Annotated in this window: 12 protein-coding genes and 1 pseudogene; 3 read left to right on the top strand and 10 right to left on the bottom strand. The window is 63.9% G+C overall.

The features are described from left to right. Positions 1-106 precede the first annotated feature (106 nt). Positions 107-556: a carboxymuconolactone decarboxylase family protein gene (locus U1763_RS02765; RefSeq protein WP_332754002.1), complete on the top strand. Its 450-nt coding sequence runs from the start codon at positions 107-109 to the stop codon at positions 554-556. 17 nt (positions 557-573) lie between these two features. Further along, positions 574-1,305 carry a (R)-mandelonitrile lyase gene (locus U1763_RS02770; RefSeq protein ID WP_332754003.1) on the top strand — a complete coding sequence of 244 codons (732 nt, stop codon included), beginning with the start codon at positions 574-576 and terminating at the stop codon, positions 1,303-1,305. Positions 1,306-2,139: 834 nt separating this feature from the next. Here U1763_RS02770 and U1763_RS02775 read toward each other — a convergent pair. The 5 genes from U1763_RS02775 to U1763_RS02795 form a co-directional block, all read right to left on the bottom strand. Continuing rightward, positions 2,140-3,384: a multidrug effflux MFS transporter gene (locus tag U1763_RS02775; RefSeq protein ID WP_332754004.1), complete on the bottom strand. Its 1,245-nt coding sequence runs from the start codon at positions 3,382-3,384 to the stop codon at positions 2,140-2,142. 149 nt (positions 3,385-3,533) lie between these two features. Beyond that, a complete protein-coding gene (locus tag U1763_RS02780) occupies positions 3,534-5,066 on the bottom strand; it encodes a cation:proton antiporter (RefSeq protein WP_332754005.1) in 1,533 nt (510 codons plus the stop codon). A gap of 94 nt (positions 5,067-5,160) precedes the next feature. Continuing rightward, positions 5,161-5,364, bottom strand: a complete 204-nt coding sequence (locus tag U1763_RS02785; protein WP_332754006.1) for a hypothetical protein — start codon at positions 5,362-5,364, stop codon at positions 5,161-5,163. A 329-nt stretch (positions 5,365-5,693) separates the two neighbouring features. Next, positions 5,694-6,683 (bottom strand): aldo/keto reductase, encoded by a 990-nt coding sequence (locus tag U1763_RS02790; RefSeq protein ID WP_332754007.1) that lies wholly within the window; start codon positions 6,681-6,683, stop codon positions 5,694-5,696. Between the two features lie 435 nt (positions 6,684-7,118). Next, positions 7,119-7,718, bottom strand: coding sequence for a TetR/AcrR family transcriptional regulator (locus tag U1763_RS02795; protein WP_332754008.1), 600 nt, complete (start codon positions 7,716-7,718; stop codon positions 7,119-7,121). A 140-nt stretch (positions 7,719-7,858) separates the two neighbouring features. Between U1763_RS02795 and U1763_RS02800 the strand changes: the two genes are divergently transcribed. Beyond that, a complete protein-coding gene (locus tag U1763_RS02800; RefSeq protein ID WP_332754009.1) occupies positions 7,859-8,590 on the top strand; it encodes an SDR family oxidoreductase in 732 nt (243 codons plus the stop codon). Positions 8,591-9,452: 862 nt separating this feature from the next. Here the strand turns inward: U1763_RS02800 and U1763_RS02805 are convergent. The 5 genes and pseudogenes from U1763_RS02805 to U1763_RS02825 form a co-directional block, all read right to left on the bottom strand. Then, complete coding sequence (locus tag U1763_RS02805; protein ID WP_332754010.1) at positions 9,453-9,998, bottom strand: hypothetical protein; 546 nt, start codon at positions 9,996-9,998, stop codon at positions 9,453-9,455. Continuing rightward, positions 9,995-10,828, bottom strand: a complete 834-nt coding sequence (locus U1763_RS02810) for a hypothetical protein (protein ID WP_332754011.1) — start codon at positions 10,826-10,828, stop codon at positions 9,995-9,997. Before U1763_RS02810 ends, U1763_RS02805 begins: the two co-directional genes overlap by 4 nt. Positions 10,829-10,873: 45 nt before the next feature. Next, complete coding sequence (locus tag U1763_RS02815) at positions 10,874-12,202, bottom strand: carbon-nitrogen hydrolase family protein (RefSeq protein WP_332754012.1); 1,329 nt, start codon at positions 12,200-12,202, stop codon at positions 10,874-10,876. Between the two features lie 18 nt (positions 12,203-12,220). Next, positions 12,221-12,559 (bottom strand): hypothetical protein, encoded by a 339-nt coding sequence (locus tag U1763_RS02820; RefSeq protein ID WP_332754013.1) that lies wholly within the window; start codon positions 12,557-12,559, stop codon positions 12,221-12,223. A gap of 186 nt (positions 12,560-12,745) precedes the next feature. Then, positions 12,746-12,856 (bottom strand): annotated as a pseudogene (locus U1763_RS02825) (integrase core domain-containing protein); the annotation flags it as partial. Positions 12,857-13,131: the final 275 nt, after the last annotated feature.

A 13,131-nucleotide genomic window follows, 5' to 3' on the forward strand; every position in this document is an offset into this window, starting at 1 on the left:
TGGTAGCGCAGAGCTAGCTGCTCAGCACAGTACGCGATCGAGGACTTGGGACGGAGCCGCGAAATGGGGACGCCCCGTCATCGTCCCTGGATGGAAGAAAATGATCATGCGACGTTCCATAGCTGCCGGTACCGTCATGTTGCTCGCAACATCCGCAGGCGCCCAGGATGCCAAGCCGACATCAGGGGCGCCGCCCCTGATGCAGCGCTGGACGCCAGCCCTCGCGGGCTACACCGACCAGGTGCTGTTCGGCGATGTGTGGCTGCGATCCGAACTGTCATCGCGCGATCGCAGCCTTGTTACCGTCGCGGCGTTGATCGCGACGGGAAAGACGGCGCAGCTGAAAGGGCATCTGGGGCGCGCGCTCGACAATGGCGTCCGGCCAAGCGAGATCGCCGGTCTAGTGACGCATCTCGCTTTCTATAGCGGATGGCCAAGCGCGGTCTCCGCGCTGGAGGTCGTCGATCAAGTCTTCCGAGCCCGAGGCGTCGATCCGGATAGCGTTCGGACCAGCACGGCGTTGCTGCCGGTCCCCACTTCGGAGGCGGGGGCGTAGGGCCATGGTCGATGCGAATGGCGCTGACGGCCCCGAAGCTCGCGATGCTGACTAACGACGTACTTTTCGCGGACCTTTGGCGCAGACCGGATCTCGCGGCGCGGGATCGCAGCCTCGTCACCATCGCGGCCTTGGGCGCAAGCGGGGACGCTGATCAGCTGCCCTTCCACATCAAGCGTGGAATCGAGAACGGCCTGACACGCGAACAGGTCGACGAAACGCTTACGCATCTGGCATTCTATGCCGGTTGGCCAAAGGCGATCGCGGCGGTGGCGGTCGCGGTCGCGGCTAGAGTAACGGCAGACGCGTCCGTGGCATCCGCAACCGACCATCCGCTGCGTGTCATTCCGCCCGCGACCGAGCCGCGGCAGGGTCCGTCCGCAAACTTCACCGGTCTCGTCACGGTCACGTCGGCCTTCACCGGCAGTGGCGGAGCGACGCTCGGCGGGGCGACCGTATCGTTTCAGCCAAGCGCGCGTAGCAACTGGCACTTCCATCCGCTTGAGCAACTGCTTGTCGTTACCCAGGGCGAAGGCCTCGTGCAGACAGAGGGAGAGCAAGCGCGCAGGATCCACCTTGGTGACACCATCTGGACGGCACCGGGCGTAAAGCACTGGCATGGAGCGTCCATGTCGAATGGCATGACCCATGTTGCAGTTGCCGAGTCCGTTCCGGGGCGCAACGTCACTTGGTTGGAGCCGGTAAGCGACGCGGTTTTCCGGCAATCGTCCTCCACCTCTCGTCGATGAAGTCAGCCGACGGCTACATGCGGATCTGGAGCTCGTGTCAGCGCCAATGGCCTCAGCATGGGGACGTAGCATGGTCCCGACCGATGCAACGGCATGATATACCGGCCTGTCATCCAGGAAGCTGGGCGGGCGTGGGATCGCCCTGTGCCTAGGGCCCCTGGAGGGCGAAAACGCTCTCACGAGCGCGCCGATGGTGAGCGCGGTAAGACACTGGCGGGCTCGCTCAACGGTGGCTTGGACGAGACGCCGGATATGCCCAGTTCTGCGGGCCGCATGATTCGATCTTGGAGATCTGGCCGCCCGAAATACAGGACATCAGCGCTGCCTGCGAGTGCGGCGAGAAGAGACTTGAAGTATCGCTTCGTACTCGATCTGGCTCCGCAGGAGCGATCGAATTCGTGACCGATGGGTTCTGTGAGACGAGCGGCCTCTGTCGCCGAACTTGCGGGCGGCGCATATCCCGGCGCGGGTTCGCCTTATCGGGACGTGGCTGGCGGTGATAATCGCGTGACCAGCCCCATCAGCAGGACGCCCAGCATGCCGACCCGGTCGGGCGTTCGAGCCCAGCTGGCGTGAACGAGATATTCCACCTGCCTACACCCGTCGCAGCGCGGCAGTGAGGTGCGTTCGTCGGCGGCGTCATGATGATACCAGGGCTGATCGTGTCCACGCGTCCGTTTTCGCTTCGCACGGACTTATGCTTGAGCCCTGTCGAACGTGATGCCAGCCTGCGCTGACCAGTTCGCCCCTCTTCTCACGGCTTTTCCAGTTCCCCGATCTTTTGGGGAATGGCAGCATGCAGGACGACGGTTGCCATCGATACTCACGATCTCGTCAGCGCGTGATACGTGGCGCAGGAAGGAAAAGGCGACCGCTGAGCAGGCAGCCGGTTCCAGCGACCGCGACCACCCAGCCCATTGGCCACGGTGTTCCGTCCGCGAACGCGCCGACCAGCGCCGACCCGACGATGCCGGCCCCGTACTGAATTGCGCCGACCAGTGCGGAGGCGGTGCCGGCTCGTTCCGGAAACCGCGCGAGAGCGCCTGCGATCGAGTTGGCGACGATCAAGCCCGACATGGCCGAAAACAGGAACAGTGTCGCGGCTAGGCACCACAATCCGCCCCAGCCGGTGCCGGCCGCCACCGCGACCGCGACGCCGAAGACGGCGGTGCCGGTCGTGCCGGCTCGCAACAGCCGATCACTACCGAGTTTCGTGACCAGCCGGGTGTTGATCATGTTGACGGCCATGATGCCGGCAATCACGCTGCCGAAGAGCCAACCGTAAGCCTGGGCCGGGACGTGGTAGTAGCTGATGTAGGCGAATGGCGTGCCCGCGATGTAGGCATAGATGCCCATGTAGAAGAACGCGCCGACGCCAGCGTATCCGAGGATCGCACGCTGTCGAAGAAGGTTTCCGTAACCGGCGATGGCGCGGATCATCGGCTCGCGGTTGCGCTGCTCGGGGGCAAGGGTCTCGGGCAGCGAGAACAGGGCGACGAGCGTGAGCACACCGATTCCGACCAGCAGCCAGAAGATGATCCGCCACGAACCAAACGCCAGGATCTGACCGCCGACCAGAGGCCCGATCAGCGGTGCGATCGCCATGATGACGATCAGGGTCGACAACATCTGCGCCGCGCGGTCCCGGTCGTACATGTCGCGCACCATCGCGCGTGCCAGCACCACGCCCGCGCAGGCGCCGACTGCCTGAACGACCCGCCACCCGATCATCTGCCACGCCGTATCCGACAGCGCGCAGCCGGCCGACCCGATGACGAACAGCACTATGCCCGCGGCAACCGGAAGCCGGCGGCCGTAACGATCGCCAATCGGACCCCAGAGCAGTTGCCCAAGACTGAACCCAACCAGATAGCCCGAGATCGTCAGCTCCATCGTCCCGCTGGTCGACCCTAGCGCCTGCCCCATCGTCGGCAGCGCCGGTAGATATATGTCGGTCGAAATCGAGCCGAAACCCATCAGCACACTCAGGATCGCCATCATGCGCAGGCTCTGGCCGTGCGCGTCCAGCGCAGCCGACAATGGTGGTACAACCTGGGCACCGCTGTCGGGTATTGTCAAAGGTCGAGCTTTCATGGGTCCACCTGTCCGGCACCCGGGGGCGCCGACGCGACCATCGCGTCAACCTCGTTTTAAGGCGCGGCCCTCACAGCCATTAGGCAGCGAGATCAGCATGTAGTGATATCGCGAATTCATAAGTCTGCCGACGATCAGTCTGTAGCGGACGGACGGGAACTGAGTTCGAGCCAGTCCAGCTCTTCCTCGACAGCCCTATAGGCTTCGTCGCCGATCGTCCCTTCTAGGCGCAACGCATCGATCGCGTGACGGGATGCCGGGATCATCCGCTGCCTCAGGGTGTTGTCGGACGACGCGCGCGGATCATCACCGGCGCGGACGGCTCCGAGCGCCTCGCGATACTCGTGGCGCAGCCGTTCCGCCGCAGGACCGGTGTCGTCGTCGATCGTCCTCATCGCCGCATCGATCGCGGTCGCGCGTGCCGCCGCCATCTCGTCCGACACGACCGTGTCGGCTGGAAATCGCAGTGCGCGCAGCAGCGGCTTGAGCGTCAGGCCCTGGATAACCAATGTCCCCAGCACCACGACGAATGCCACCAACAGGACGAAGTCGCGGTAGGGAAATCCTTCAGGGATCGCGAGTGCCGCAGCGAGCGTGACGATACCGCGCATACCGGACCACCCGACCAAAAGCCCGCTCTTGATCGTTCCGCTCCAGCTCCGCTGTGCGTCGTCCGGCGCACGCGACAGACGATGTGAGGCGCCGTAGACCAGTACCCAAGCCAGTCGCACGACAATGACGATGCCAAGGATCGCGATTGCGTAGAGAGGATACGTCGCCCGCTCGGCGCCATCGAGCCGCTCGAGGATCGGTCGCAGCTGCAGACCTATCATCGTGAACGCCAGCACGTTCAGCACCAACGTCAGCGTCTCCCATGTCGCGAACGACAGGACCCTGACGGACGTGCGCGACGACGAAGAGCTGCGGCGTCCGGCTGTGAGCCCGAACACGACGATCGTGACGACACCTGACAGCTCCAGCCGCTCGGCCACTATCCACACGCCGAATGTCATCACGAACTGGAGGATCGTCGCGATCGCCGGATGTTCGATCGGCGCGGTCAGGCGGATGACCAGCTTGGCGAGCAACCAACCGACCACGACGCTACCAACAGTAACCAGCGCGAATGCCGGAACGGCATCGGCTGGCCGGAAGGCACCGACCGCGACCGCTGCCACCGCCAGCTTGTAGACGAGCAGCGACGATGCATCGTTCAGAAGACTCTCTCCTTCCAGGATCGATCGGATGCGGTGGGGCGGTGCAACAGAGCGCATGACCGCGAGCGCGGCAACGGCATCCGGCGGGGCCAGCAGCGCACCGAGCGCGATAGCCGCGGCCCACGGCATGTCCGGAAGCAAGACGCGCGCTACGATCGCTACCGCGAGGGTCGTCAATCCGACTGCAACGATCACGAGAGACAGAACCGGTCGCCAATTGGATCGAAGATCACGCAGCGAAGTGTCGTACGCTGCGTCGAGCAGAACCGGCGCGACGAAGAGCGACAGGATCAGGTCCGGTGGTAGATCGAACTGCGGGGTGCCCGGGATCAACGCCAATACCACGCCGCCCACCGCCAGCAGAGTGGGATACGGCACGCCGATCCGCCCGGCGAGGATCGACAGCAGTGCGGCCCCCAGCAGCAGAAGAAGGATCGTCTCAAAGATCATCAACGCGACGTTCCCCTTCAAGCTTGCCATCGTCCGTAGCGGGTGCCCCTCCTCTGCGTACACGGGATGTGCGGCATCGGGGAAGGAACGCGGTTCAGCGCGCTGCCTGCTTCCGGGTCCTTGCGATCGCCGCATTGAAACCGTCCGGACATCCACTCGCACCTGCCAGTCTGCCGACGTTCAGCTGATCGATCGCCCTGTCGAGCACCACCCCACGCGCGGTAGCGGCGAAACGCCTTGTATAGCCAAGCGAGGTCACGTCCTTCGCCGGCGTCTCGACGTCTACCCGCGAGATCACGCCCCGCTCCAACCTGACACGCACCGTGAGCGAAAACGGCAGTCCGCCGTACTGGCCGGCCGAGATGTAAGACTCGTCGGCGTACGCGATGCCCTCGGAGCCGCAGCTTCTGGTTCGACCGTCTGCGCGTGAGGAGAAGCTGCTTCTACGGCGAGCAGCGCCGCCGCCACGCCGGCGAGCGCATCAGTGCCGAAGCGAGGCCAGACGTTGTCGAACGCCGCGACCCGATCGTTGATGCATCGACGCAGCGCTGGCGACAGCGCTGCGTCGGATCCGATCCGCCGATGCGTACCAACCACGTCGAAGTCAGCAGAAGCCGACGACCCTGCTCAGCGACCCGTGGTGGCCTCGAGCTGCTCGGGATAGCGGTTGCCCTCGACCTCGATGGCGGCGAGCGCTTCGCCGATGTCGCCGAGATCGGCCTCCGTCAGCTCGAGATCGGCCGCGGCGATGTTCTCGTCGAAACGGCTGAGCTTCGTGGTTCCCGGAATAGGCACGATCCAGGGGCGCTGCGCGAGAATCCACGCAAGCGCGACCTGTGCCGGCGTGGCCTCCTTAGCGGTCGCTATGGCGCCGATGCGATCGATCAGCGCCTGGTTCTTCTCCATCGCCTCCGGCGTGAAGCGCGGCAGCAGCTTGCGAAAGTCGTTCTCCGCAATCTTGCTGTCCTTGCCCATCGCACCCGTCAGAAAGCCCTTGCCGAGCGGACTGTAGGCGACCAGGCCGATGCCCAACTCCTCGCACGCGTCGAAGATGCCGTTTGTCTCGGGTCCACGCGTCCAAAGCGAATATTCGTTCTGCAGAGCGGTCACCGGCTGCACGGCATGAGCGCGGCGAACGGTCGCGGCGCCGGGTTCGGAAAGGCCGAAATGCTTGACCTTGCCGGCTTCGATCAGCTCCTTGACCGCGCCGGCCACGTCCTCGATCGGGACGTTCGGATCGACGCGATGCTGGTAGAACAAGTCGATCTGCTCGACGCCCAGCCGCTTCAGCGATGCATCCGCGACCGCCTTGATCTGCTCGGGGCGGCTGTTCATGCCAACGCTCTTGCCGTCGACGATGTCGAAGCCGAACTTGGTGGCGATCACGACGTCGTCGCGTACGGACGCAAGCGCTTTGCCGACTATCTCCTCATTGGTGTAGGGACCGTACATCTCGGCGGTATCGAAGAAGCGCTCGCCGCGCTCCACCGTATGCCGGATCAAGGCGATCGCTTCGTTCTCGTCGAGCGCATGTCCGTAGCTGTAGTTCAGCCCCATGCAGCCGAAACCGATCGCCGAGACCTGCAGGCCGCTCCTACCCAGTTCGCGCGTTTCCATAATCGTCTCCTTCAATCCGAGCGCCAAGGCCCGACCGATGGGACACAGATAGGTGTGACCGCCTGATGCGATTATACGCCGAAACCGGCATGAGCTTATCATTTGTGTTCATGAATTTGATCATGACCGTGCCACGGCTCGCGGTTGCGATGCTACCGCCAGCCCGCGAAGTGCCAAGGCGTCTTCGTGGTCCTACTCTACTTGGCCAAGGGCGCGACCGTTCAGAGGGTGCCGGCCGTCGACCGGATTCACCGAAACGCCGTCCGGCCTCCGATTGCCCACGCAGCGTTCGCGCGACCCGCCGGCGCCCGTGAACTGCCGAACGCCGCCAGCGCGTATTCGAACTCCGTCAGCTCGGTCACGCTTGGCTGGCGAGCGGCCCGGCAATCGCATTCGAGGTTCGTGAACGGACAAGACGTCGATCCGTCAGAATCTTCACCTCACAACAGGACCTTCGTCGGCGGGCGCGGTTGGCGACACCTTCATCTCCCTGAGATAGGCGACCCACATCGAGGTGAATTGCCCGTGCATCGCATCGATCTGCGACGCGGACAGGGTACGCTCGTAGAATGTCCGAACCGCGCCAAAATTGGTCGCGAGCAGCGCAAGGTTGACCGCAGGCAGATCGATCGATCCATCACCCGCCGCACTGGCGAACATCGCTTCAACGGCTCGGTCAACGCGCCGGCAGAAGCCCGCGATCAACGGTTCGTTCACGAGTTCCGCGACCGACCGGCACAAGCTGCGCATGACCTCAGGCCGGTCCGACTTGGCCTGCCAATACGTCGTCACGAGCGTGCCGACCATCTGCTCGATCGTCGCGCCATGCTGCGCCTCACATGCCGTCTCCACCGCCCCGGCTAGCGAATCGAGGCGGCGTTCGTTCACGGCGTAGACCAACGCCTCCTTGTGCGGAAAATACTGGTACATGGTGCCGACGGAGACGCCGGCACGCTTGGCCACTCGGGTGGTGGTCAAACGCTGCGGGCCATCAGTGGCCAAAACCTGAATCGTCGCTTCGACGATGGCATCCATCGTCACTCCTGCGCGAGCCTGCCGCGGCAGTTTGCGGGGGGCCAGGGCGACAGACGGGGTCGAAACCATAAGCGAATCCTAAAAACTGGGCTTCGATCGTATCCTAGGACCACTCACCAACCCAACACCAAGGATTATACATGGCCGACACAATTCGCGTCGCACTCGTCACCGGAGCGAACAAGGGCATCGGATTGGAGATCGCTCGCCAACTCGCGCGAGCGGGCGTCCTGGTCGTCATCGGGGCTCGCGATCCAGCGCGAGCACAAACGGCGATCGACGATCTGACATCAGAAGGCCTGGAGGCCCGATCCGTCGCGATCGATCTCAACGATCACTCGACCATCACCGCAGCCGCCGAAACGATCCGCGCGGAGCATGGCAGGCTCGACATCCTGATCAACAACGCTGGGATCGTCGATGCCGAAGACGGGCCGCCGTCCGCTTCGTCGATCGACGCCGTGCGCCGCATTCTCGACACGAACTTCCTGGGAACACTGGCAGTGACGCAGACCATGTTGCCGCTCCTGCGCGAGGCGCCAGCGGCACGGATCGTGAATCTGTCGAGCTCGCTCGGTTCGCTGGCAATCAACGGCGATCCAACCTCACCGTATTATTCGGCGCGCATGATCGGCTACAACGCGTCGAAGGCGGCGGTCAACATGCTGACCGTGCAGCTCGCGCAGGAGCTCCTCGGCACGTCGATCGTCGTCAACTCAGTCAGCCCCGGTTACGTCAAGACCGACCTGTCGGGCCACACCGGCTATCTGACGGCCGAGGAAGGCGCGCAGGTCCCGGTCCAATTCGCGTTGCTCGGCAACGAAGCGGTGTCCGGCCGGTTCGTGGAAGCAACGAGCGAGGTCGCATGGTGATCTCGACCCGATCGAGGGATCGGCGTCAGAGCAATGTCTTACGGGCCACAAGATTGGACTAGCTTCGGCTTCGGGCCAAGCGCATCGATGTCTCGCACACATACACTCGTGCTTGGCCTCGATGCGCCGATGCCCCTCATGATCAGTCTCTCGACCGCCGCGACATCTGCCGCCCTGTCCAGTCGACGGAGCCCGACGTTCGCAGGATCATCTGGCGCGAGAGACGCCCCTGCCCGCGACTTCCATAAGCGAATCGAACCAGCAAGTCGCCCTAGCGCATCGCACTGCCGACGATCCGCGCATCTCCCCCGCATCCGAAGTTCCCAGGCAGAATACGGGAGGTTCGCCCGGGTCCTCCCGCCAACGCTCGCCGACCTTGCCCTCCGCGTTTCGGACTAAGGTTGTCCAACCGTGCGGATGCGCCGCCTGGGGGGCAGAGACCCGACCATTCCACACGTCCTCGCGCCCGACAGGAGTTTTGCAGCTGATGGTCAGGCTGCCTTCGAAGCACCGTGGGCAGGCGAACTGGGACGGCCATTCGCCGTTCCCGGAGGTACGCGCGGTTGCGGATCGCATATCGGCGGTAAGTCCGTGCGGATCAGGGCAAGAACTGGAGATGCGACCGCTCACGGACCTGCGGATCGGCAAGGTCGAAAAACTAGCGCTCGAGGGGACGGAGTGGCGAGGCGGCGCACGCCGAAGCATGACGCCTCGCCATGACCGTTCGGTCCTCGCGCGTCGGCCGCTAGCTGCCGCCGTCCCATCAGGCACGATCGAGAGCGCCGAACGCTTTCGCGAGCAAGACCGAAATCGCCTCATACACGAACGAGGCGTAGTCAGCGGCGAGGATCAGGCTGCCCGATCAGTCGCTCTTCTCGGTCTTCTCAGCCGACGAAGGTTCTCCGAACGCCTTGTCTAGCCTTGAGCGACACTGTCGGGCTTCCCGTTCGAGGTGCGCGACGAAGTAGCGCACGACCGCCATCCTGGCGTGGTCCACGTCAAGACCATCACGTCCCAGGCCGCAGACCTCCGTGCAGGCGCGCTTCAGTTCGTTCGTGAGGTCGAGCAGGAGGAAGGCAAGATTCTCGAGCGGGACGTTGGCTGTGAACATGGTAGGCACGTCGTCCGGAGGTACGGTCTCGTCGCTGCCTGCGTCACCGACCGGCCGCCCACCCAGACGTATCTCCGCGAAAGGGATCAGGGCCTTGGTCGCATCTTTCTGTTCGGGTTCGCCCAGAAGACCGGGAAGGAGATGTAGGGTCGCCGACGTCTTGGCGATCGTGCTGACGGAGTCGATGAACACGCCGCTGACCGAGACCGGCTGAATGCCAGTGGGCACGGGGATCGGCGTCGGTCGACGAAGCGCGACTGGCGGGCCGTCCGTCTTCGTGTGTGGTGGGCGGCTCATCGAAGCGACGCGATCATGCTCTGGTGCCCGCCAAGGATCGGCGCATGTGCCGGCAAGTTGGATCTGCGTCGTTCTTGGATGCTGGTGAAACCTATCTCATGCAGCTTGCCCAGTTCCAAGGCGTAGGTTCGATCAACGGAACCCTTCTCGACCGTGAAAGGCTGGTGGGATATCAGGCTGGAGCCGAACACGAACTGATCGAGGTAGTCATGCGGCAATTCCAAGCCATCCGGCTGAGGATCCGCCTCCTGTTCGTTTCTGAATGAGGCGATACACACATTCGATTGCTTCATCCCCTCCGTCGAGAGGCGGTACGCGATCTCTCGTCCCTGCGGGATCTGTTCGACCCAGCCGACGTCCGCCAGAAGGCCCATCAGTCTGGTCATGTTCGCAGCCTTGAGGCCGACGCGGCCCATCAGGGTCGAGCGTTCGATCCACTCGCCAGTGGAGGCGGACAAAGCGGCCACTATGACGGGGACGTGCTTCCTCTGCAGAAGACCGGGGGTGTCGACCATGTCCACCGCTCCGAGCGAGTCGTGTAGCAGATCCGAGAGCGTCTGGAGGCGTATAGCCAGTTCGTCGAAGCGATCGGCCACGAACGCTTCAACTCTGTTCAGAACATCGACCCATTCCTTCAAGCCGTCATCCCGCCTCCGGCGATCGAGAGCCTTCCAGGTCCAGACGCGGAGGCTGTCGCAGAGACGTTCAGCGACCTTCCTGTCCTCCGTGACCGCGAAGCGGGAGATGAGTTCCCAGCCTTCGGCTGCGGTGAGATCGCCCTGCCGGATCGCGGCGAAGGCCAGTTCCGGGCGCATGACTTTTCCGTTCATTTCCATTCACCCGATAATTTAGGACCGTTCAGTCGCATGTCCATCTTAAACTCTCTTGAAGGAGATCGGATACGTCGCTCCCGGCGACGCGGTGACTAGGGTCGAGGCGGCCGTCGCAGTAGGATCGACCTCCGGAGGAAGGATGTAGCCCATTCCCGATTTCGCGACCTCCTCCGGGACGACCTGCTGTACCACGAAGACGCGCGCGCCAGTCGTCGTGAACAGGTTTCCGGCCTGCTGCCGATGGGCGTCGATGGTCTTAAGGTCGCCGTAGGACGGGACCACGACCAGATCGACGTCCATAAGGCGGTAAACCTCCGAAATCTGGCTCTCGCAGAAATCGCGGCAGATCGCGAAGGTGACGAGGGCGTCTTCGGTGATCAGCACCGGTATCCGATACGACGGGGTGAGTTCCTCGTTTCCCAGCGTGCGACTCTCGAGCGGAATCGACTTGTCATGGTGGAGGCGGGGTCGGCCCATCGCGGAGAGCAGGTGCATTCGGTTCCGAACCTCCCCGTCTTCCACCTCGTGCCAGCTGCCGGCTGCTATGATGCAGGCGCCGGAAGCCGGCGACGTCGCGAGGGCGCGCTCGCGCAGGAGTTCGGTGAGTTTGGCGAGACGTTCGGGCGGCATGGTGAGTTCCGGCCAGACGGCCAGCTTAACCTCGGGAGAGCGGATCGCGTCAACCTGCGCCCTGAGGGTCGCATCCTCGTCGGCGCATGGGGCATCGGCGGCGACGAAGCGTTGGAAGTCCGGGTCTCGGACCAGCGTCAGGTCTTGGAAGATAGCGCCGACGACCGAACTTCCGGATGAGCGCATGGCTAGGAAGAGGTCGCGGTGCCAATGCAGTTCGATGTCGTAGCCGCTGATCTCAGCGGGTATCAGCCGATGGTGGACGAGTCCCCGCCTTGCGTAGGTCAGCGTCCGAACCTGCGCCGGATTCGCGGGAGGCGCCGCCGCATGGCGGGGGATCACGTGGGTTCGATGTTCGTGACATAGAAAGTCCATGTTGGGATCGACCGGCGGCCCCAGCGGCGCGAACGCGCGGAGGAACGCGTCGAGCGCCCGCAGCTGCGCCGCCGCGCCGTCCAGTCGGGCGCCGGCGGGCCAGGCGAGGGAACCGGCGTCGAGGTTCGCCGTGCCGGCCTTGGTGAGGTCTCTCAGATCGCTCTCGCTTATCCTCTTGTACCTGTTCTCCACTGCGGTTGGCGCGGATCGGAAGAGCAGGTCGATCTCGACCAGCGCCCGCCGCAGATCCTCGACCAGTGGCAGCGCGACGCCGGCGGCCTCAGCTTCCGCCTCGTGGGCCGACAACCGTGCCGCGTGCTCCGCGGCGAGAGCGTCCGCAGCCTTGATCCAGTCAACTTCGCGCATGTCGGTCCCGGGCGACGCTCAGGCGGCCGTCGCGGCTGGGACGGGCGGCGCGTCCGTCGATGCGGCAGCCGCGTCCACACGGAACTTCGGTTCGCCTTCGGGAGCCGCGGTCGAACTGAAGACGGCCGGCACATAGAGCCGAGGTTCGTATTCCGGCTCACCGGAAGCCGCTTCCGACCAAACATCGTCATCCGCGAGTTCCACGATGGCCTGCATCGAAGGTGCGTCGGCGCCTACCATCCTCCTGTTGGAGAAGCCGATGCCAAGCACCTGTTCCCGTCCCAAGGGCACGCCGCCGATACAGTCCCTCATAAGGAGCATGTCCTGCCCTTGAGGCGTCCTGATCTTGTTCGCCATGTCTCAGCAGCCCCTACCGGATGGTCAGGACAGACAGTTAGCTCATTTCGTTTTTTGGATCCCCCGGTTTATCATCCATCTGAGGGAGAATTTTCCACGTTCATTGGGCCGTCCAGGTGTCCGCGGCAGCGGCATGTTCGACCGGCGGCATCCAGCCAAGCGACGCGTGAGGGCCCTATCGTTTTAGTCCCGCCGCCAGGTCTCGATCTTGGTCTGGGTATTTGTGATGGTCGGAAGCCAAGGTGTGTTCAGGCACTCGTCGCGAAGCCGACCGTTGAACGACTTCATGAAGGCATTTGTCGGTACGCTCTCGCGGGGTGCCGAGGCCCATCGGCGACATCTCGCCTGCCGGAGTTGGAGATCGATATTGTACCGCTGCGGACGACATGGATGTGACCGAATGCCTCACACCCCGACGCCCCCGGCAGACCCGGTGGCGGTTCAGTTCATCCCTACGCTGCGACGCGCCTGCGACAGACGGCCTTTCATTGGGAGACGTCGAGGGACCGCCAACTGCCGCTTCATCGATTGCCCGAGAGCAACTAAGACGAAGACACAATGGCGCATGCAGC

Origin of the sequence: Sphingomonas sorbitolis (assembly GCF_036663875.1) — a bacterium.
GTDB lineage: Bacteria > Pseudomonadota > Alphaproteobacteria > Sphingomonadales > Sphingomonadaceae > Sphingomonas.

Coding starts and splice junctions, on each gene's coding strand:
- U1763_RS02770 (WP_332754003.1), top strand. CDS start 574: ATGGCGCTGACGGCCCCGAAGCTCGCGATGCTGACTAACGACGTACTT.
- U1763_RS02810 (WP_332754011.1), bottom strand. CDS start 10,828: ATGAACGGAAAAGTCATGCGCCCGGAACTGGCCTTCGCCGCGATCCGG.
- U1763_RS02780 (WP_332754005.1), bottom strand. CDS start 5,066: ATGATCTTTGAGACGATCCTTCTTCTGCTGCTGGGGGCCGCACTGCTG.
- U1763_RS02805 (WP_332754010.1), bottom strand. CDS start 9,998: ATGAGCCGCCCACCACACACGAAGACGGACGGCCCGCCAGTCGCGCTT.
- U1763_RS02765 (WP_332754002.1), top strand. CDS start 107: ATGCGACGTTCCATAGCTGCCGGTACCGTCATGTTGCTCGCAACATCC.
- U1763_RS02820 (WP_332754013.1), bottom strand. CDS start 12,559: ATGGCGAACAAGATCAGGACGCCTCAAGGGCAGGACATGCTCCTTATG.
- U1763_RS02795 (WP_332754008.1), bottom strand. CDS start 7,718: ATGGATGCCATCGTCGAAGCGACGATTCAGGTTTTGGCCACTGATGGC.
- U1763_RS02815 (WP_332754012.1), bottom strand. CDS start 12,202: ATGCGCGAAGTTGACTGGATCAAGGCTGCGGACGCTCTCGCCGCGGAG.
- U1763_RS02800 (WP_332754009.1), top strand. CDS start 7,859: ATGGCCGACACAATTCGCGTCGCACTCGTCACCGGAGCGAACAAGGGC.
- U1763_RS02790 (WP_332754007.1), bottom strand. CDS start 6,683: ATGGAAACGCGCGAACTGGGTAGGAGCGGCCTGCAGGTCTCGGCGATC.